This window comes from Isoptericola sp. NPDC056134, assembly GCF_042264825.1.
GTDB lineage: Bacteria > Actinomycetota > Actinomycetes > Actinomycetales > Cellulomonadaceae > Isoptericola > Isoptericola nanjingensis.
Genome location: NZ_JBHJVM010000011.1, coordinates 84493 through 104967, shown reverse-complemented (window position 1 = coordinate 104967; position 20475 = coordinate 84493). Strand labels below are relative to the sequence as shown.

Annotated in this window: 14 protein-coding genes and 1 pseudogene; 12 read left to right on the top strand and 3 right to left on the bottom strand. The window is 75.5% G+C overall.

Annotated elements, in window-relative coordinates:
* Positions 1–5: 5 nt before the first annotated feature.
* The 6 genes from ACFCZN_RS12555 to ACFCZN_RS12530 all read left to right on the top strand — a co-directional run bounded on the left by ACFCZN_RS12555 (position 6) and on the right by ACFCZN_RS12530 (position 5136).
* Positions 6–1235 (top strand): nitrate/nitrite transporter, encoded by a 1230-nt coding sequence (locus tag ACFCZN_RS12555; RefSeq protein WP_430557002.1) that lies wholly within the window; start codon positions 6–8, stop codon positions 1233–1235.
* Positions 1236–1323: 88 nt separating this feature from the next.
* Positions 1324–2610 carry a gephyrin-like molybdotransferase Glp gene (gene glp / locus ACFCZN_RS12550; protein ID WP_430557001.1) on the top strand — a complete coding sequence of 429 codons (1287 nt, stop codon included), beginning with the start codon at positions 1324–1326 and terminating at the stop codon, positions 2608–2610.
* Between the two features lies 1 nt (position 2611).
* Positions 2612–3382, top strand: coding sequence for a molybdenum cofactor guanylyltransferase (locus ACFCZN_RS12545; protein WP_430557000.1), 771 nt, complete (start codon positions 2612–2614; stop codon positions 3380–3382).
* Positions 3379–3714: a DUF6457 domain-containing protein gene (locus ACFCZN_RS12540; protein WP_430556999.1), complete on the top strand. Its 336-nt coding sequence runs from the start codon at positions 3379–3381 to the stop codon at positions 3712–3714. Before ACFCZN_RS12545 ends, ACFCZN_RS12540 begins: the two co-directional genes overlap by 4 nt.
* A 4-nt stretch (positions 3715–3718) precedes the next feature.
* Complete coding sequence (gene moaA / locus ACFCZN_RS12535) at positions 3719–4828, top strand: GTP 3',8-cyclase MoaA (RefSeq protein WP_429766924.1); 1110 nt, start codon at positions 3719–3721, stop codon at positions 4826–4828.
* A 5-nt stretch (positions 4829–4833) separates the two neighbouring features.
* Positions 4834–5136 carry a MoaD/ThiS family protein gene (locus ACFCZN_RS12530; RefSeq protein WP_430556998.1) on the top strand — a complete coding sequence of 101 codons (303 nt, stop codon included), beginning with the start codon at positions 4834–4836 and terminating at the stop codon, positions 5134–5136.
* Positions 5137–5157: 21 nt separating this feature from the next.
* Here ACFCZN_RS12530 and ACFCZN_RS12525 read toward each other — a convergent pair whose 3' ends face one another.
* Both ACFCZN_RS12525 and ACFCZN_RS12520 read right to left on the bottom strand, forming a co-directional pair.
* Positions 5158–6162, bottom strand: coding sequence for an electron transfer flavoprotein subunit alpha/FixB family protein (locus tag ACFCZN_RS12525; RefSeq protein WP_430556997.1), 1005 nt, complete (start codon positions 6160–6162; stop codon positions 5158–5160).
* 11 nt (positions 6163–6173) lie between these two features.
* On the bottom strand, positions 6174–6980 hold the full coding sequence (locus ACFCZN_RS12520) for an electron transfer flavoprotein subunit beta/FixA family protein (RefSeq protein WP_429766929.1): 807 nt from the start codon (positions 6978–6980) through the stop codon (positions 6174–6176).
* Positions 6981–7125: 145 nt separating this feature from the next.
* Here ACFCZN_RS12520 and glgX point away from each other — a divergent pair, with 145 nt between their 5' ends.
* From glgX to ACFCZN_RS12490, 6 genes and pseudogenes are all read left to right on the top strand, one after another.
* Positions 7126–9426, top strand: a complete 2301-nt coding sequence (glgX, locus tag ACFCZN_RS12515; protein WP_430556996.1) for a glycogen debranching protein GlgX — start codon at positions 7126–7128, stop codon at positions 9424–9426.
* 394 nt (positions 9427–9820) lie between these two features.
* A pseudogene (locus tag ACFCZN_RS12510) lies at positions 9821–11527 on the top strand (FAD-binding dehydrogenase); the annotation flags it as partial.
* Between the two features lie 287 nt (positions 11528–11814).
* Positions 11815–12549, top strand: coding sequence for a hypothetical protein (locus ACFCZN_RS12505; RefSeq protein ID WP_429766932.1), 735 nt, complete (start codon positions 11815–11817; stop codon positions 12547–12549).
* 83 nt (positions 12550–12632) lie between these two features.
* Entirely contained in the window at positions 12633–14696 is a 2064-nt protein-coding gene (locus ACFCZN_RS12500) for an alpha-1,4-glucan--maltose-1-phosphate maltosyltransferase (RefSeq protein ID WP_430556995.1), read from the top strand.
* Between the two features lie 38 nt (positions 14697–14734).
* Positions 14735–16531: a maltose alpha-D-glucosyltransferase gene (treS, locus tag ACFCZN_RS12495; RefSeq protein WP_430556994.1), complete on the top strand. Its 1797-nt coding sequence runs from the start codon at positions 14735–14737 to the stop codon at positions 16529–16531.
* Positions 16528–17922 (top strand): aminoglycoside phosphotransferase, encoded by a 1395-nt coding sequence (locus ACFCZN_RS12490; RefSeq protein ID WP_430556993.1) that lies wholly within the window; start codon positions 16528–16530, stop codon positions 17920–17922. The genes treS and ACFCZN_RS12490 overlap by 4 nt, the downstream gene beginning before the upstream one ends.
* On the opposite strand, the gene ACFCZN_RS12485 is transcribed toward ACFCZN_RS12490, so the two are convergent.
* Positions 17906–20467 carry a glycoside hydrolase family 2 protein gene (locus ACFCZN_RS12485; protein ID WP_430556992.1) on the bottom strand — a complete coding sequence of 854 codons (2562 nt, stop codon included), beginning with the start codon at positions 20465–20467 and terminating at the stop codon, positions 17906–17908. The genes ACFCZN_RS12490 and ACFCZN_RS12485 overlap by 17 nt on opposite strands.
* Positions 20468–20475: the final 8 nt, after the last annotated feature.

Here is a 20475-nt window from a genome sequence, read left to right as displayed (position 1 = left end):
GAACCATGACCTCGGCAGCCACCCCGGGACCGGCCGACGCGCCGGCCGCCCCGGCCGTGCAGGGCAACGTCACCCAGCTCACCCTCGCGACGATCGGCTTCGCGATCTGCTTCTGGGCGTGGGCGCTGCTCGGACCGCTCGGCAACAGCTACGGGCAGCTGTACGACCTGTCCGACTTCGAGGTCTCCGTGCTGGTGGCCGTCCCCGTGATCGTGGGGTCCCTCGGGCGCATCCCGATCGGCGCGCTCACCGACCGCTTCGGCGCCAAGGTGATGTTCCCGCTGTGCGCCGCGCTGACGATCATCCCCGTGCTGTTCATCGGGTTCGTCGCGAACAGCCTGGTGTGGCTGCTGATCGGCGGGTTCTTCCTCGGCCTGGGCGGCACGACGTTCGCCATCGGCGTCCCGTTCGTGAACAACTGGTACCCGCCGGCCCGCCGCGGCACCGCGATCGGCATCTTCGGCGCCGGCATGGGCGGCACGGCCATCGCGTCGTTCTCGACCGTGCCGATCCGGGACGCGTGGGGCGACGGCGCCCCGTTCATCATCGTGGCGGTGTTCCTGGCGGTCTTCGCCCTCGCCTCGCGTGCCCTGCTGCAGGACTCCCCGGCCTGGTCGCCCGGCGCCGGCGGCGGCATGTGGGCGCGCACCTGGGCGACCCTGAAGATCCCCGCCACGCTGCAGCTGTCCTGGCTGTACGCGATCGGGTTCGGCGGCTTCGTCGCGTTCTCCGTCTACCTGCCGACCTTCCTGCAGAACGCGTACGACCTGAGCGCCGGCGACGCGTCGTTCCGCACCGCCGGCTTCGTCGTGCTCGCGGTGATCTGCCGGCCGATCGGCGGCACCCTGTCGGACAAGGTGGGCGGCGTCGCGGTGAACCTGGTGTGCTATGCGGTCGTGACCGTCGGGGCCGCCGTGATCATCTTCCAGCCCGGCCTGATCCCCGTGGCGACGATCGCGTTCCTCGCGATGGCGGCGGCGCTTGGCGGCTCCTCCGGCGCGACCTTCGCCCTCGTGGCGAAGATGGCCCCGCCCGGGACGGTGGGCGCCGTGACCGGCGTCGTCGGCGCCGCGGGCGGCCTCGGCGGCTTCATCCCGCCGCTGATCATGGGCGCCGTCTACGGCGCGCGGGGCGACTACGGCATCGGGTTCGGCCTGCTCGCGCTGACGGCGCTGCTCACCCTGCTGTTCACGCTCGGCCCGGTGCGCAAGCGCGTGCGGGCGAACGCCGGATGACGGCACGCCCCGCCGTCTCACCCCCGGGCGCGGTCGGTCGTGAGGCGCGCGCCGCACGGGCGACACGTCGTCGGCCTAGCGTGGCCCCATGAGCACCTCGCGCAGCCTCGCGGAGCATGCCGCCGCCGTGCTGGCGCGGGTCGGGCCGCTGCCCGTCCAGGACGTCGGTCTGGACGCCCTCGCCGTCGAGGGCCCGGGCCGCGTGCTCGGAGCCGACGTGCACGCCGCTGCGCTCGTGCCGCCGTTCGACGCCGCGGCGATGGACGGCTACGCGGTGCGCCTCGCCGACCTCCCCACCGACGGCTCCCCCGTGACCCTGCCCGTCGTCGGCGACCTCCGCCCCGGCTCGCCCCCCGACCGTGGTGAGCGCGACGGGGGCGCGGTGCGGATCATGACCGGAGCGCCGGTGCCCGTCTGGGCCGACGCCGTCGTGCCGGTGGAGCGCACGTCGACGGGCCGGTTCGTCGCGGGCGGCCCGACGACGGAGCGCGAGGTCACGCTCGCCCGGCAGCCCCGGGCCCACCTGCGGCACCGGGGCGAGGACGTGCGGCCCGGCGACGTGCTCGGCCGGGCGGGCGACGCCGTCACCCCGGCGCTGGTCGCCGTCGCGGCCTCGGGCGGGCTGACCGCGCTGCCGGTGCGCCGTCGGCCGTGCGTGGCCGTGCTGTCGACGGGGTCGGAGCTGGTGCCGGCCGAGGGTGGCGGCATCGCCGGCGACGGGCTGATCCCCGACTCCAACTCGCTGCTGCTGACGGCGCTCGCGCGCGCCGCGGGCGCCGACATCGTGCGCGTCGGCGCCGTCCCCGACGACGCCGACGCCCTCCGCGCCGCGCTCGATCATGTCGTGGGCGCGGCCGTCGACCTGGTCGTCACGACCGGCGGGGTGTCGGCGGGGGCGTCGGACGTCGTGCGGGCGGTGCTGGCCGACGACGACGCGCGGCTCGCGGACGTGGACGTCGCCGCCGTGGCGCTGCGGCCCGGGCGGCCGCAGGCGCTCGCGCGCTGGCGGGGCGTGCCGTGGGTGGCGCTGCCCGGCAACCCGGTGAGCGCGTTCGTGTCGTTCGCGCTGTTCGTACGCCCGGCGATCGCCGACCTTGCGGGCCGCGAGCCCCCGCGACCGGTGCGGCGCCCCGCCGCCGAGGCGTGGCCGAGCCCGCCGGGACGCACCCACGTCGTGCCGGTGCGGACGTTGCCGTCGGGCGCCGTCGCGCGGGCCACCGCGCCGGGCGCCGGCCACCGCCCGGGCGGCCACGCGACGTCGACGCTGCTCGGCGCCGACGCGCTCGCCCTCGTCCCGCCGGACGTCGAGAAGGTCGAGGCCGGTGACGGGCTCGACGTGCTGCCGCTCGACCTGCCGTTCGGCGCCGGGGGCTGACGTGGCCCCCGACAGGACGACGCCCGTCCGGCACGACGCCGTGATCCTCGCCGGCGGTCGCGCCACGCGCCTCGGCGGCGTGCCCAAGCCGACCGTGGTGCTCGACGGCGCCACGCTGCTCGACCGCGCCCTCGCCGCGGCCCGCGACGCCGCTCGCACCGTCGTCGTCGGCCCCGACCCCGTCCTGCCGCCCGGCCGCGACGTGCTCGTCACCCGCGAGGACCCGCCGTTCGGGGGCCCCGTCGCCGGCCTCGACGCCGGGCTGCGGGCCCTGGACGCGGCGTCGGTCGCGGCGCCGGGCCGTGCCGCGCCGCCGTGGGTGCTCGTGCTCGCCGTCGACGTGCCCCGCGCGGGCGACGCCGTGCCGCTGCTGCGCGCCGCCGTCGACCCGCCCGCCGGCGACCTCGACGGCGCGTACCTGGTCCGCGAGGGCCACGCGCAGTGGCTGGTGGGCCTGTACCGGCGCGACGCGCTGCGCCGCGCCCTCGACGTCGTCGCCGGGCCGGGGATACCCGGCGGGCTCGTCGGGGTGCCGGTGCGCCGCCTCGTCGCGGAGCTGTCGTGCGCGGAGGTGCCCGACCGCGACGCCGTGAGCGCGGACGTCGACACCTGGGACGACCTGCGACGGCTTACGGTAGGACTCCACGCAGGAAGCCACGCAGGAAGCCACGCAGGAAGCCACGCGGGAAGCCACACGGTCGTGGCGGCCCGCGCCGGTACGGAGCCCGCGACGCACCGACCGCCGACCGACCGCCCGGGAGGACACCGATGACCGACCAGACGCCCCCCGCCACCCCCCGCGGCGCGGAGCCCGGCTCCAGCGTGCTGGACCGGTGGGTGGACGCCCTCGAGGCGGAGCTCGAGCTGCCGCCGCGCAGCGTGGACGTCGGTGCGGTGCTCGACCTCGCGCGCGACGCCGCGCACCAGGTGGCGCGGCCCGCCGCGCCCGTCACCGCGTACGCGGTCGGGTACGCGGAGGGGCTGGCCGCGGCGCGCGGCGAGTCGTCCGACGCCCTCGACCGCGCGACGTCGTCGGCGCTCTCCTGGCAGGACCCGGGCCCCGGCTCCCCGGCCGCCGGCGCCGCGTCCGGGGCGGGGAGCTGATCGGATGACGACCGTCTCCCTCGGGATGCCGCGCCTGCCCGGCGCGGGCGTGCCCGACGTGCGGCTGCCCGCGGACCGGCCGGCCACCGGCGGGCTCGTCGACACGTTCGGCCGGGTCGCGACCGACCTGCGCGTCTCGCTCACCGACCGCTGCAACCTGCGCTGCACGTACTGCATGCCGGCCGAGGGGCTGCCGACCCTGCCGAAGGACTCGGTGATGACGCGCGAGGAGATCGTGCGGCTCGTCGGGATCGCGACGCGCGACCTGGGCGTGCGTCAGGTGCGGTTCACCGGCGGCGAGCCGCTGCTGCGCCGCGACCTGGTCGACATCGTGCGCGAGTGCGCCGCGCTGCCGCACCGGCCCGAGCTGAGCCTCACGACCAACGCCGTCGGCCTCGACTCCCGCGCCGCCGCGCTGCGCGAGGCCGGGCTGGACCGCGTCAACGTCTCCCTCGACACCCTCGACCCCGACACGTTCGCCACGCTCGCCCGGCGCCCGTTCCTCGAGCGCACGCTCGCGGGGATCGACGCCGCGGCGCGGCAGTTCGACCTCGTGAAGATCAACGCGGTCCTGGTGCGCGGCGTCAACCTCGACCACGCGGCCGAGCTGCTCGCCTGGTGCCTGGAGCGCGGCTTCGAGCTGCGGTTCATCGAGCAGATGCCGCTGGACGCCGACCACGCGTGGGACCGCGCCGCGATGGTCACCGCGGCCGAGGTGCGCGAGCAGCTCGGCACCCGGTTCGCGCTCGAGCCCGACGAGGAGCCGCGCGACGGCGCCCCGGCGGAGCGGTTCGTCGTGCGGGGCGCGCGCGGCGACCGCCTGGGCCGGGTGGGCATCATCGCGTCGGTCACGGAGCCGTTCTGCGACGACTGCCGCCGCACCCGCCTCACCGCGGAGGGCGGCGTGCGCGACTGCCTGTTCGCGCACACCGAGACGGACCTGCTCGGGCCGCTGCGCGCGGGCGCCGACGACGCCGTGCTGGCCGACCTGTGGCGCGCCGCCATGTGGGCCAAGCAGGCCGGGCACGGCATGAGCGACACCGGCTCCGGCACCGACCTGGACAGCTCGGGGTTCACGCAGCCGGAGCGCACCATGAGCGCCATCGGAGGATGACACGAATGACTCAGGAGACGACGGTGCCGGGCCGGTCGACGGACGCGACGCCGGCCCTCGAGCAGACGGTGGCGCTGCGCTACTTCGCCGCCGCACGTGCCGCGCTCGGCCGCTCGGAGGAGACGCTCGCCGTCCCGCCGGGCGCGACCGTCGCCGACGTCGTCGCCCGCCTTGCCGCCGCATCACCCGCGGCCGGGCCCGTGCTCGCCCGCTGCAGCGTGCTGGTCGACGGCCGCCGGGCCGCGCCGTCCGACGTCGTGCCGGCCGGCGCGAGCCTCGACCTGCTGCCGCCGTTCGCGGGCGGCTGACCCCGGGTTCGGATCGAGCCGTCAGCCCTCGCGGTGGGCGCGGATGGCGGCCGCGGCCTGCGGCAGCACGTCGGTGAGGTCGCCGACGACGGCGAAGTCGCAGATCTCGAAGATCGGCGCCTCCGGGTCGGAGTTCACCGCCACGATCACCTGCGCCGCCTGCATCCCTCCGCGGTGGTGCGGGGCGCCGGAGATCCCCGCCCCCACGTAGAGGCGCGGTGCGATGGTGACGCCGGTCTGGCCGATGTAGCGGTCGAACCAGCCCTCGAAGACGGCGTCGCGCGACGCACCGATCGCGGCGCCGACGGCGTCGGCGAACTCCTCGACCGGGCCGAAGTCGCCACCGGTTCCGCGCCCGCCGGCGACGACGACCGCCGCCTCCTCGAGGGTCGGCCGACCCGGGGCGCGCTCCTTGACCTCGCGGGACGTGACGACGACGCCGGCGGTGCCGACAGGCGCGACCGGCAGCGCGTCGACCTCGGTCGCGACCGCCGCCTCGGCGGGCTCGGGCACGACGGCGTTCGCGCGCACCGTGAGCACGGCGACGTCGGCGGTGACCACGCAGCGGGTGTCCCAGGCGCCGGCGAAGACGCGCTTGCCGGCCACGATCCGGCCGTCGGCGTCCTCCCCCACGGCGGCGGCGTCGATGACCAGCCCGGCGCCGAGCGCGTGGGCGGCCAGGGCGGCGGCCTCCTTCGCGGCGAACGTGGCGGGGGCCAGGACGACGTCGGCGTCGGTGCGACGCACGGCCGCGGCGAGCGTCGCGGCCACGACGGAGGGCAGGTGGCGGGCGCCGTCGCCCCCGGCGGCGGCGAGCGCGTCGGTGGGCACCTCGGCCTGGTGCACCGTCTCGACGCCGTACGCGCCGAGCTGGGCGAGCGCCTCGACGGTCGGCGCCTCCAGTGTCACGGCCTCGACGCGGCCGAGCCGGCGCGCGATGGTGAGCAGCTCGAGCGCGCCGGAGCGCACCTCGGTGGCGGGGTCCAGGAGGACGAGGACGGTGCGGTTGCGGGTGGGCTCAGACATCTCGCGTCCTCTCAGACCAGCTCGTTGCGGATGAGGTACTCGGCCAGCGCGGTGCCGCCCTCGCCCTTGTCGACGACCAGCTCGACCTCGGGACGGGCGGGGCGCGGGGCGGCGGAGACCGCCTCGGTGCGCGCCCCGGCGGTGCCGACGGCGGCGGGGTCGAGGCCGAGGTCGGCGGCCGACCACGCCTCGATCTGCTTGGTGCGGGCCGCCATGATCAGCTTGAAGTTCGGCATGCGCGGCGTGTTCGCGGTGTCCGCGACGGACAGGACGGCCGGCAGGGGCGCGGCGAGCGTCTCGGTGGCCTCGTCGGTCTCGCGCGTGACGGTCAGGGTGCCGTCCGCGACGTCCACCTTCTTCGCCAGCGTGAGCGCCGGGCGGCCGAGCTCGGCCGCGACGAGCGCCGGGACCACGGAGCCCAGGCCGTCGAGCGCGGCCATGCCGGTGATCACGAGGTCGACGGGAGCGCCGTCGGCCTCCAGCCTCCGCACCCCGGCCGCGAGCGCCGCGGCGGTGCCGAAGTAGTCCGAGCCGGCCAGGGCGTCGTCCGTGACGCGGACCGCGCGGTCCACGCCCATCTGGAACGACTTGCGCAGCGCCACGTCGCCGTCGGCGGGGGCGACCGTGAGGGCGACGACCTCGCTCGCCGCGCGCTCGTCCTCGGGCAGGGCGTCGAGGATCCGCAGCGCCGCCTCGAGGGCGTTCTCGTCAAGTTCGTTCAGGGTGCCGACGCCCGGGTCGCGGTCGACGCGACAGTCCACGAAACGTCGGTCCGCGTTGATGTCCGGCACGTACTTCACGGCGACGACGATGCGCACGGGCGCGACCTCCAGCTCACGGTGGTGACGGCGGCCGCACGCGCTGCGGCCGACGGTGCCGAGCCTACCCGCGGCACCGCCGGGGCAGCCGCCGCGTCCACACCGCCGCGCGCGGCTGTCGGCCGTCCCGGGCACGATGTCCCCCATGGAGGTCCCCATGGAGTCCCGCCCCAAGGTCACGCCGCTGACGCGCCCGACGGCACGCCGCAGCCACGTGCCTCCGCTCGGGGTGCACCCGACGCCGGACGGCGGGGTGGACGTCGCCGTGGCGGCGGCGCACGCGGACGCGGTGGAGCTCTGCCTGATCGACGTCGCCGAGCCGCACCGCGACGCGCACGACCCGGCGCGGTACGTGGAGCGGAGGGTCCCGCTCGACGGGCCGGTGTACGGCGTGTGGCACGCCCACGTGCCCCACGTGCGGCCCGGCCAGCGGTACGGATTCCGGACGTACGGCGCCTGGGACCCGGAGGCCGGGCACCGGCACAACCCGGCCAAGCTGCTCGTCGACCCGTACGCCCGCGGGCTGGTGGGTGACCTCACGTACGGCCCGGAGACGCTCGGCGCCGTGGGCGCGGTGGTCGACCCGGATTCCCCCGAGTCACCGGAAGGTCGGTCGTGGGTGGCCGAACGGTACGGCGCCGCCGACGACCGCGACTCGCTCGCCTTCGTGCCGCACTCCGTCGTCGTCGCGTCCCACCCCGGCCCGCCGCCGCTGAGCCGACCGCGCGTGCCCTGGGCGGACACGGTGGTCTACGAGGCGCACGTCAAGGGCCTGACGGCGACGCACCCGGACGTCCCGCCGGAGCTGCGGGGCACGTACGCGGGCGTCGCGCACCCGGCCACGATCGCGCACCTGACGAGCCTCGGCGTCACGACGCTCGAGCTGCTCCCGATCCAGGCGTTCGCCAGCGAGCCGCACCTCGTCGCCCGCGGGCTGACCAACTACTGGGGCTACCAGACGCTCGGGTTCTTCGCCCCGCACGCGGCGTACGCGACGCGGGCGGCGCGCGAGGCGGGCCCGGCGGCCGTCCTCGACGAGGTGCGCGGCATGGTGCACCTGCTGCACGACGCCGGCATCGAGGTGCTGCTCGACGTCGTCTACAACCACACGTGCGAGGGCGGCGACGACGCGCTGCACGTGAGCTGGCGCGGCCTGGACAACGCGGGCTACTACCTGCACGACGGCGCGTCGCCGGCCGCCCTCGCCGACGTCACCGGCACCGGCAACTCGCTCGACTTCCGCCGCCCGCGCGTGGTGCAGCTCGCCCTGGACTCGCTGCGCTACTGGGCCGAGGTCGTGGGCGTGGACGGGTTCCGCTTCGACCTCGCGGTCACCCTGGGCCGGGGCGGCCACGGCTTCTCCGCCGACCACCCGTTCCTCGTGGCGCTGCAGACCGACCCGGTGCTCAACAACCTCAAGCTGGTCGCGGAGCCGTGGGACGTCGGCCCGGGCGGGTGGCAGACCGGCAACTTCCCGCCGCCGACGGCCGAGTGGAACGACCGCTTCCGCGACGCCGCGCGCGGGTTCTGGCTCGACGCCGCCCGCGAGGGCAGCCGCGGCCGGCCCATGCACGGCCTGCGCGAGCTCACCACCCGCCTCGCGGGCTCGGCCGACCTGTTCGGGCACTCGGACCCGCCGCTGCTGCGCGGGCCGGTGGCGTCCGTCAACTACGTGACCGCCCACGACGGCTTCACCCTCGCCGACCTGGTCGCCTACGACCACAAGCACAACGAGGCCAACGGCGAGGAGAACCGCGACGGCTCGGACCACAACCTGTCGTGGAACCACGGCGTGGAGGGGCACGCGCCCGGCGCCGAGGACGGGGAGGGCGCGGGCGACACGGGCACCGAGCCCTGGTCCGCCGTCGTGCCGCTGCGGCGGCGCTCGCAGCGCAACCTGCTCGCGACGCTGCTGCTGTCCGCAGGCACGCCCATGCTCACCGCCGGCGACGAGCTCGGCCGTACCCAGCGCGGCAACAACAACGCGTACGCCCAGGACAACCCGATCTCGTGGGTCGGCTGGGACCTCGAGGACGCCGCCCGCGACCTGCTGGACACCACGCGCTTCCTGGTGGGGCTGCGGCGCGAGCACGCGGCCCTGCGCGCGGACTCGTTCTTCCTCGGCACGCCCCGCCCCGGCGAGGACGAGACCGACCTGCTGTGGTTCGCCGCCGACGGCGCGCCCATGGACCGCGACGCCTGGGCGGTCGCCGGGCGCCGCGTGGTGCAGATGCTGCGGCCCGGGCCCGACGACGGCGACGCGCACGTTCTGCTCGTGTTCAACGGCGGGCTCGACGACGCGGAGCTCACCCTCCCCGGCGCCCCCGGCGGCGGCGCCTGGGAGCGGGTGTGGAGCTCCGCGTGGGACCGGCCCGAGGCGCCCGACGACGAGGCCGAGGACGTCGTGCTCGAGTCGCTCAGCGTCGAGGTGTTCCTCGGGCGGTAGTCGCAGGAGCCCGAAGACCTCCAGGTCGAACGCCGTCGAGATCGCGCGGGCCAGGTCCTCCTCCTGGTCGTCCAGGAGGAAGCCGACCTGCCGGCCGATCCGGTCGACGTGACGATCGCGCACCCCCGGACGGGTGAGGACGACCGCCGGGTGCGACTTCTCCAGGTGGATCGATGTGGATCGGGCGCATCAGCCGAGTGGTCCCAGCTCGAGTTCTTCTCCACCCGGCGCACCCTGCCGGCGAGGTCGTCCGGATCGTCCTCGCCGGCCGTCGCCGCGTAGATCTGCGCGTCCCGCTCGGCGTCGAGGGGCGCCGGCGGTCCCCGCGCCGCCCGCGAGCGCACCACCCGCTCACCCTGTTCACGCGGTGCCCCACCTCTGCCAGACTGCGCGCATGGATGCTGACGTCGTCGTCATCGGTGGGGGCCTGTCGGGGCTTGTCACGGCCACGGAGCTCACGGCCGCCGGCCGCCGGGTGGTGCTGCTCGACCAGGAGCCGGAGGCGTCGTTCGGCGGCCAGGCGTGGTGGTCGTTCGGCGGCCTGTTCCTCGTGGGGTCACCCGAGCAGCGCGCGATGGGCGTGCACGACACCGCGGACCTGGCGTGGTCGGACTGGCTGGGCTCCGCGCAGTTCGCTCCTGGGGCCGAGCGAGGCGAGGGCCCCGACCGGCACGGGTACGCGTGGGCCCGCCGCTTCGTGGAGTTCGCGGCCGGCGACCTGCGGTCCTGGCTGCACGCCAAGGGCGTCCGCTGGTTCCCGCTGGTGCAGTGGGCCGAGCGCGGCGGGTACACCGTGGGGCACGACGACGGCCGCACCGAGCACGGCAACTCCGTGCCCCGCTTCCACGTCACCTGGGGCACCGGCCCCGGGATCGTCCGGCCCTTCGTGGAGGCGGCGCTCGCCGCCCGCGACGCGGGCCTGCTCGACCTGCGGTTCCGCCGCCGGGTCACCGGGCTCGTCACCACGGACGGTCGGGTCACCGGGGTGCGCGCGGACGTGCTCGCCGACCAGCCCCTCACCGGGCTGCCGTTCGGCGGCCGGGGTACGCCGTCGAACCGCGACGTGGTGGGCGCCGAGGAGATCACGGCGGGTGCCGTCGTCGTCGCGACCGGCGGCATCGGCGCGAACCACGACCTGGCCCGCGCGCACTGGGACCCCGAGGCCGGCACCCTGCCCGAGCGGATGCTGTCCGGCGTCCCGGACTCGACCGACGGGCTCATGCTCGGCATCGCGGCCGACGCCGGCGCCGCGCTGGTGCACGAGGACCGCATGTGGCACTACCCGGAGGGCATCGCCAACCACTCGCCGGTCTGGACGGACCACGGCATCCGCATCCTGCCCGGTCCGTCGTCGCTGTGGCTCGACGCCGACGGCGGCCGGCTGCCTGCCCCGCTGTTCCCCGGCTTCGACGCGCTCGGCGCGCTGCAGCACGTGACGCGGCGCGGCGACGACCACTCCTGGTTCGTGCTCAACAAGGCCATCATGGAGTCGGAGTTCGCCCTGTCCGGCTCGGAGCAGAACCCGGACCTCACCGGCAAGGACGTCAAGCTCCTCGCACAGCGGGTGCTGCCGCGCGCCGTCGGGCCGGTCGCGAAGTTCGCCGCCGAGTCGCCCGAGTTCCTCTGGGCCGACACCACCGACGAGCTCGCCGCGAAGATGAACGCGCTGGTCGAGGCCACCCCGGGCTCGAAGGGCCACGTGGACGCGGGGGCGCTCGCCGCCGTCGTCGCGGCCCGCGACGCCCAGGTCGCCTCCGGCCTGGGCAAGGACCCGCAGGTGGTGGCGACGCGCGCCGCCCGCGACTACCGCGTGGACAAGCTCATCCGGGTCGCCAAGCCGCGCCCCCTGACGACGCCGAAGGACGGCCCGCTGCTCGCCGTCCGGCTGTCCGTGCTGACCCGCAAGACCCTCGGCGGCCTGTGGTGCGACCCGTCCGGCCGCGTGCTGCAGCCCGACGGGTCCGTGCTGGACGGGCTGTGGGCCGTGGGCGAGGCGGCCGGGTTCGGCGGCGGCGGCGTGCACGGCCACCGCGCCCTGGAGGGCACCTTCCTCGGCGGGTGCCTGCACACCGGCCGCACCACCGGCCGAGCGCTCGCCTCGACCTCGCGGCACCGTCGTCCACAGATCGGCGGTCGTGGTCCCACTCGGGTGCCGTCGGGAACCACGATCGACCCATGTCCAGGACCGCGACGCGCCGGCCAGGCGCACCGACCCCCGACCGCCCGCAGCTGCCGGCCGCCGTGCGATACGACCCCGAGCGGAGGGCGGAGCTGCGGGAACGAACCCGGGACGACGACCTGGTACGGCTCCGGCGCGGCATCTACCTGCCGACCGTCGACCCGTCGCTCACCGCCGCAGTACGCCGCCGAGCGCAGCTGCTGGCCCACATGACTGCCGTGGCCGAGCGTCTGACCACGACGTTCTGGTTCAGTCATGCGAGTGCCGCGGTCGCGTGGGGGTGCTGGACCTGGCACCTCGGGCCCCAGGTGCACGTGACCCAGCTGACCCGGCCCGCGCCCGGGCCGGCCGACGACGTCCTCCGGCGCCATGTCTCGCCCGTGCCCGACGAGGATCGCGGCTTCCTCGACGGCGTTCCCGTGACGTCGCTGGGCCGCACGGTCGTCGACTGCGCGCGCACGCTCGCGGAGCCGTCGTCCATCGTCGTGGCAGACTCCGCTCTCGCGCTGGGCGTCGACCCGGACGAGCTCACGGGACGGCTCGACCGGTCCCGCGGCGCGCGCGGCGTACGACGTGCGCGGCGCGTGCTCGCCGCGGCGGACGGGGCGTCGGAGTCGCCCCTGGAGTCGCTCGTCCGCTGGCACCTGCTCGCCGCGGGGCTGCCGCGTCCCGTGCACGCGATCCCGGTCGGCACCTGGGCCGGCACGTTCTGGGTGGATCTCGCCTGGCCCGACCTCAAGGTCGCGCTCGAGGTCGACGGCGCGGTCAAGTACGACGGAAGGGCGGGCGACCCGCAGCAGGTGCTCCTGGCGGAGAAGCGCCGGCACGACGCCCTCGTCGAGGCCGGGTGGACGATCCTGCGGGTCACGTTCGCCGACCTGCGGGACGTCCGCCGCCTCGTCGCGAGGGTCGAGCACGCCCTGCGTGTCGCCAGGTCGAGGTGAAGCGTCCGAGATCGAGGCCCGGGACATCGACCTCGAGCCCTTGCCTCGACCTGGGCGCGCGCCGGGCTGACCGTCTGGCTAGCGTGGAGGCCGTGACGTCTCCGCAGCCCACGCCGCACGTGCCCATCGGACGGATCCCCGTCCTGCAGCTCTCCCCCGTCGTCGAGGGAGGGCGCTGGCCGGCGAAGGCGGCGATCGGCGAGGTGGTGCCCGTCGAGGCCACGGTGTTCCGGGAGGGGCACGACGCCGTCGGGGCCACCGCCGTCCTGCTCGCGCCGGACGGCACGGTGCACTCCACCGCGCCGATGGCCGACGTCGCGCCGGGGTTGGACCGGTTCCGCGGCTTCCTGCAGCCCGACGCGGAGGGTGACTGGTCGTTCCGCGTCGAGGCGTGGTCCGACCCGTACGGCACGTGGTCCCACGACGCGGTGATCAAGTTCGACGCCGGGCAGGACGTCGACCTGGTGCTCGCGGAGGGGCGGCTGCTGTTCGAGCGCATCGTCGCTCCGGAGCTGCAGGCGGCCCGCTCCGCCGATGACGCCGCCGTGCTGGAGGCCGCGGCCCGCGAGCTGGCCGACACGACCCGCCCGCCCGAGGCCCGGCTCGCGATGGCGATGACGGCCGCGGTGAAGGACGCGCTGCGCCGCTCGCCGCTGCGCGACCTGGTGACCGCGAGCGCCGCCTACCCGCTGCGCGTGAGCCGCGCGCTGGCGCTGGCCGCGAGCTGGTACGAGATGTTCCCCCGCTCGGAGGGCGCGAAACGCCGCAAGGACGGCACCTGGCGCTCGGGCACGTTCGCCACGGCGGCGAAGCGGCTGCCCGCGATCGCGGCGATGGGGTTCGACGTCGTCTACCTCACGCCCGTGCACCCCATCGGCACGACGTTCCGCAAGGGTCGCAACAACACCCTGGACCCGCAGCCGGGCGACCCCGGCAGCCCGTACGCGATCGGCTCGCCGGACGGCGGGCACGACGCGATCCACCCGGAGCTGGGCACCGAGAAGGACTTCCGGGCGTTCACCGCCGCCGCCCGCAAGGAAGGCCTCGAGGTCGCGCTCGACCTGGCCCTGCAGTGCTCCCCCGACCACCCGTGGGTCACGGAGCACCCGGAGTGGTTCTCGGTGCGCGCGGACGGCACCATCGCGTACGCCGAGAACCCGCCGAAGAAGTACCAGGACATCTACCCGCTGAACTTCGACCGCGACCCCCAGGGCCTCTCGGCGGAGATCCTGCGGATCGTCGAGCTGTGGATCGGTCGCGGGGTGACGGCGTTCCGCGTCGACAACCCGCACACCAAGCCGTTGGACTTCTGGGAGTGGCTGCTCGCGCGGGTGCACGCGGCGCACCCCGAGGTGATCTTCCTGTCCGAGGCGTTCACCCGGCCGGCGATGATGCAGACGCTGGCGCGGATCGGCTTCCACCAGTCGTACACGTACTTCACCTGGCGCAACACCAAGGAGGAGGTCGAGGAGTACCTGCAGGAGGTCTCGGGGCCGCAGGGCTCCGTGCTCCGCCCGTCGTTCTGGCCCACGACGCACGACATCCTGCCCCCGTACCTGCAGCACGGCGGGGTGGCGGGCTTCGCCGTCCGCGCCGTGCTGGCGGCCCTCGGCAGCCCCACGTGGGGCGTCTACTCGGGGTACGAGCTGGTGGAGAACGTGCCGCGCCCGGGCGTCGAGGAGCAGATCGACAACGAGAAGTACGAGTACAAGCCGCGCGACTGGTCGCAGGCCGACGTCGTCGGCGTCTCCACGCTGCTGCGCCGCCTCAACGAGATCCGGCGGGCCCACCCGGCCCTGCAGCAGCTGCGCGACCTCACGGTGCACCCGACGACGAACGACCAGGTCGTCGCGTTCTCGCGGCGGGTGCGCGCCGAGCACCTGCCCGGCGCGGGCCGGCCGGGCGCCACGCAGGACGACGTCGTGCTGGTCGTGGTCAACCTCGACCCGTGGACGACGCAGGAGGCCACGCTGTTCCTCGACCTGGAGGCGCTCGGGCTCACGCGGCCGGACGGGGTCGAGGACCAGCCGTTCTTCGTCGCCCACGACGAGCTGTCGGGCGCCACCTACCCGTGGGGCGCCCACCCGTACGTCCGGCTCGACCCGCGCGAGCAGGTGGCGCACGTCCTGACGATCGGGCTGGCATGACGGTGCCGACATGAGCGGGCGCGCATGAGAGAGCCCCGATGACGCCCCAGGTGCCCCGCCCCGTCACGCGCCAGGTGCCGGTGCAGGCGCTGCCCACGCGGCCGCAGCCCGCACCGCCGCCCCTGGACAAGCCCGGCCTGTCCGAGGACCCGGAGTGGTACCGCACGGCCGTGTTCTACGAGGTCATCGTGCGGGCCTTCTCGGACACCGGCGGCGCGGGCACGGGCGACCTGCGGGGGGTCACGGAACGGCTGGACTACCTGCAGTGGCTGGGCGTGGACTGCCTGTGGCTGCCTCCGTTCTACCCGTCGCCGCTGCGGGACGGCGGCTACGACATCGCCGACTACACGTCGATCGCGAGCCAGTACGGCACCATCGGGGACTTCACCGAGCTCATCGAGGCGGCGCACGCGCGCGGCATCCGCGTGGTGGTGGACCTCGTGATGAACCACACCAGCGACCAGCACCCGTGGTTCCAGGCGTCGCGGTCCGACCCGGAGGGCCCGTACGGCGACTTCTACGTGTGGTCCGACGACGACACGCGCTACGAGGACGCGCGCATCATCTTCGTGGACACGGAGACGTCGAACTGGACGTTCGACCCGGTGCGGCGGCAGTACTTCTGGCACCGGTTCTTCCACCACCAGCCCGACCTCAACTTCGAGAACCCCCGCGTGGTGGACGCGATGCTCGACGTGGCGCGGTTCTGGCTCGGGGTCGGCGTGGACGGCTTCCGCCTCGACGCCGTCCCGTACCTGTTCGAGGCCGAGGGCACCAACTGCGAGAACCTGCCGGAGACGCACGCGTTCCTCCGCCGGGTGCGCCGCATGATCGACGACGAGTTCCCGGGCCGCATCATGCTGGCCGAGGCGAACCAGTGGCCGCAGGACGTGGTGGACTACTTCGGCACGGCGGACGAGCCGGAGTGCCACATGTGCTTCCACTTCCCCGTGATGCCTCGCGTCTACTACGCGATGCGCGACCAGCGCGCCCGGCCCCTGCTCGACATCCTCGCCGACACCCCGGACGTCCCCGCGCCGGGCGGGCAGTGGTCGACGTTCCTGCGCAACCACGACGAGCTCACCCTCGAGATGGTCTCCACCGAGGAGCGCGCGGCGATGTACGGGTGGTTCGCGCCCGACCCGCGCATGCGCGCCAACATCGGCATCCGCCGCCGCCTCGCCCCGCTGCTCGACAACTCCCGCAAGGAGGTGGAGCTCGCCCACGCGCTGCTGCTCAGCCTGCCGGGCAGCCCGTGCCTGTACTACGGCGACGAGATCGGCATGGGCGACAACATCTGGCTGCCCGACCGGGATGCGGTGCGCACACCCATGCAGTGGACGCCCGACCGCAACTCCGGCTTCTCCACCGCCGACCCCGGCCAGCTCTACCTGCCGCTCGTGCAGTCGCTGGTGCACCACTACCAGCACGTCAACGTCGAGGCCCAGCTCGCGCAGCCGTCCTCGCTGCTGCACTGGGTGCACGGCATGCTCGCCGTGCGGCGGCTGCACCCCGCGTTCGGCACGGGGGCGTTCGCGCCCCTGGAGGCCGACGACGACGCCGTGATCGCGTTCACCCGCAGCTCGGCGGACGAGACGCTGCTCGTGGCGGCCAACCTGTCCGCGACGGCGCGGTCGTCCGTCGTGCGGCTGCCCGGGCGGGCGGGCTGGTCGCTCACCGACCTGTTCGGCGGCGCCCGCTTCCCCGACGTCGGCGCGGACGGCACCGTGACGATGACCTGGGGGTCGCGCGACTTCTACTGGCTGCTGCTGACCCCGCCGGGGCCCGGCGCCGGCGACACCTCCGCGCCGTCGACCGGAGGCGAGCCGGCATGACCGCGGTGCGGCCGGCCGCGGGCGTCCCCGACCCGAGCGTCGGGGAGCTGCTCGCCGCCTGGCTGCCCGGCCGGCGGTGGTTCCCCGCGGGCGGCGCGAGCGCCGCCACGGTGCACGTCGAGCCGTGGCTCGCGGTCACGTTCGACGACGGCGACCCGGGCGGCGGGCCCGACGGCGCCGACGTCGTCGTCCTCCTCGTGCGCCTGCGCGGCGCGGGCGTGCCAGGTGGCGAGGTCGTCGCGCAGGTGCCGCTGGTGCTCACGGACCCCGCCGCGCGCGGCCCCGGGTTCGTCGCCGAGGTCCGCACCGCCGCGGGCGACGTCGCCGTGCACGACGGCGGCGCGCACCCCGCCTGCTGGCTCGCCCTGCTGCGGGCGGCCGGCGTCGGCGACGGTGTGCCGGGCGAGGCGCTCGTCGCGGGCGGCCAGGTCGTGGCGGGCGAGCAGTCGAACACGAGCGTCCTGCTGCCGGGCGTGCCGTCGCCGGACGGCACCGGCGGGATGCTCAAGATCCTGCGTACCGTGACGCCCGGGCCGCACCCCGACGTCGTCGTCCCGCGCGCCCTGACCCGCGCCGGCTGGGACGGCGTGCCGCGCTTCCTCGGCGCCCTCCAGGTGGCCACCGCGCCCGGCACGACCACCGCCCTGGCCGTCCTCAGCGAGCTGGTGCCGCGGGCCCGCGACGGGTTCGAGCTCGCCTGTGAGCACGCCGGCCGCAGCGAGTCGTTCGCGCACCTCGCGGCCGACCTCGGGCGCGTCGTGGCGGAGCTGCACGCGGTGCTGCGCCAGGCGATGCCGCCCGGCCCGCTCCTCGACCCGGCGACGTTCGTCGGGGGCCTGCGCGACCGGGCGGCGCTCGCCGTCGCCGAGGCGCCCGGGCTGGCGGCCCGGGCCCCCGCGATCGACGCGCTGCTCGACGACCTGCAGGGCCGCCTGCCCCGGCTGCGCCTGCAGACCGTGCACGGCGACCTGCACCTCGGCCAGGCGCTGCACGGCGAGACCGGGTGGAAGCTGCTCGACTTCGAGGGCGAGCCGCAGCGGCCCGCCGCCGAGCGCACGGCTCCCGACCTCCCCCTGCGCGACGTCGCGGGGATGGTCCGCTCGTTCGCGTACGCGGCTGCCGTCGGCGGAGCGCCCGACCCGTGGTGGGAGGCGGAGTCCGTGCACGCCTTCCTCGCCCGCTACCGACGGTCCGCCGACACGTCCGCGGCCGTCAGCGGGCTCACCACCCGCCGGCCGCCCGAGCTCGACCCGCCCACCGCGGACGCCGTCCTCGCCGCCCTCGTGCTGGACAAGGCGCTCTACGAGGTGGTCTACGAGACGCGGCAACGGCCGACGTGGGTGCACATCCCCCTGTCGGCCGTCGACCGCGTGCTCACCCGGCCGCGCTGACCCCGCCGAGCAGGTCGTTCGCCGTGCGCACCGCGGCGGCGAACGCCTCCGGGTCGCCCCCGGGCGAGGTGATCCGGAGCGTCACGCTCTGGCCCGCACGCAGCGTGACGAGCCCGGCGTCGACGCGCGCCTCCGGGTCCACCACGTCGACCGGGCAGAAGATGTCGCGGGCGAGCGAGGTCGCGGTCAGCCGCAGCTCGCAGCCCCCGGGGACGGGTGACGCCTCGATCCGCACCGGGCTCGGGTCGAGCCGCTGGTCCACGACCTCGGCCCCGTACCGCAGCGCGGCCGCCACGCCTGACTCTGGGTCGTCGGCCGTCGCCACGAGCACCTCGGCGGCCACGTCGTCGAACGTGGCGACCTCGGTGGGCACGGTCACCGTCGCCGCGCCGCGGGCGGGCGCGTCGACGTCGACGGTCGCCTTGGCCAGGACGGACCCGTCCAGCGCCTCGCGCGTGACCGTCCAGGTCCCGGCCAGACGCTCGCCGGTGTCGTTGACGACGACGAGCGCGACGGTGTCGGGCGCCGGCTCCAGCCCCTCCCACGCGGCGGCCCTCGCCTCGTCCGACGCGCGCGGCTGGAAGGTGGCCAGCCGCGGCGCGTACGCGGCGCGCAGGGCGTGCCACAGCGGCTTGCGGTGCTCGTCGTGGTCGACCGCCGCCCACGACACCACGGGCCAGTTGTCGTTGAGCTGCCACACGATGGCGCCGGTGTTGTGGGGCGTCAGCGACCGTACGTGCTCGATACCGAAGCGCACGGCGTGCGCCTGGTTGAGCTGCGTCGTCCAGTGCCAGTCCTCGATCGTCGCCGGGTCGGGCAGGTGCCCCTGCCAGCCGCGCTCGAGCTTGGCGTTGCCCAGGTGCGCCTTCTGGTGCACGAGCATCTGGTGCCCGAACGGGTCGAGCGGCTCGTCGTGGACCACGCGCGTGAGCGTCGACCAGGCGGGCGGGCCCTGGAAGCCGAACTCCGACAGGAACCGCGGCTGGTAGCGGGCGTACACGGAGTAGTCCTCCCGGTTCCACACGTCCCAGATGTGCATGGTGCCGTAGCGCTCGTCGTTCGGGTGGCGGTAGTCGCCGAACGAGTACGGGCTCGCCGGCGAGTACGGGCGCGTGGGGTCCAGCTCGGCGAGCACGCCCGGCAGCAGCTCGCGGTAGTACAGGTCGCCCCACGGGCGGCCGCCCAGCCGGCCGGCCCAGCCCCAGTCGACCGAGCCCCACGTGTTCTCGTTGTTGCCGTTCCAGATGACGAGCGACGGGTGCGGGCTGAGCCGCGTGACGTTCTCGCGGGCCTCGGCCTCCACCTCGGCGCGCATCGGCTCGTCCTCGCTGTACGCGGCGCAGGCGAACGGGAAGTCCTGCCACACGAGCAGGCCGCTCTCGTCGGCGAGGTCGTACAGGTCGTCGGACTCGTAGATGCCGCCGCCCCACACCCGGAGCAGGTTGATGTTCGCCTCGAGGGCGTCGTCGACCCGGCGCGCGTACCGGTCGCGGTCGATCTCCGTGAGGAACGCGTGGTCGGGGATCCAGTTCGCCCCACGGACGAGCACCGTCTCGCCGTTGACCTTGAGCAGGAACGGCGCGCCGGCCTCGTCGGGCGTGGTGTCCAGCTCCACCGTGCGGAACCCGACGCGCCCCGCCCAGCGGGCGCCGTCGGCCGTGACCTCGACGTCGTACAGCGGCTGGTCCCCGTGGCCGACCGGCCACCACCGGCGCACGCCGGGCACCTCGACGGTCACCGCGCCCTGCGCCTGCCCCGCGGGCACGCTGCCCGTGGCCACGAGCCGCTCGCCGTCCGGCCCGGTGAGGGTCACGCGCAGCGGGACCTCGCCGTCGGCCGCCTCGCCGTCGCGCTCGATCTCGACGTGCGCGACCAGGACGCCGTCGTGCGCGCCGTCGGGCCCCGCCACGACGTCGACCAGCGGCCGCACCGCGGCGATGCGTACCCCGGACCAGGAGTCGAGGCCGATCGGCTTCCAGATGCCGGCACCGGCGACGTCGATCCCCCAGTCCCAGCCGAACGAGCAGGCCATCTTCCGCAGCTGGTTGTACTCGTGATGGTTGGTCGACGGCAGCACCCCGTCGCGCTCGGCCCGGGCCAGCGCCTCGGGCACGGGCGCGGCGAACGTGACGACGAGGGAGTTGTCGCCCTCGCGCAGCGCGTCGCGGGCGTCCCAGCGGAAGGACCGGAACATGTTCTCGGTCCGCCCGAGCTCCACCCCGTTGAGCTCCACCGTCGCCACGGTGTCGAGGCCGAGCGCGACGACGTCGTGCCGCGCCGCGTCGCCCGGCCGCCACGCGAACGTCGTCGCGTACCGCCACGCCGTGTCGCCGATCCACTGCTGCGCCGCCTCGTTGTCGCCGTCGAAGGGCTCGTCGACCAGCCCTTCGCGGTGGAGGTCGAGGTGCGCCTCGCCGGGCACCACGGCGGGGATCCCGTCCGCGAGCGCCGGCGTCACGCCGTCGGGCGCGTCGGCCGCGAGCTCCGCGGCGGTCAGGCTCCACCCCTGGTGCAGGGCGCGGAAGGTCGTGGGGAGGTGCGTCATGGCGGAGT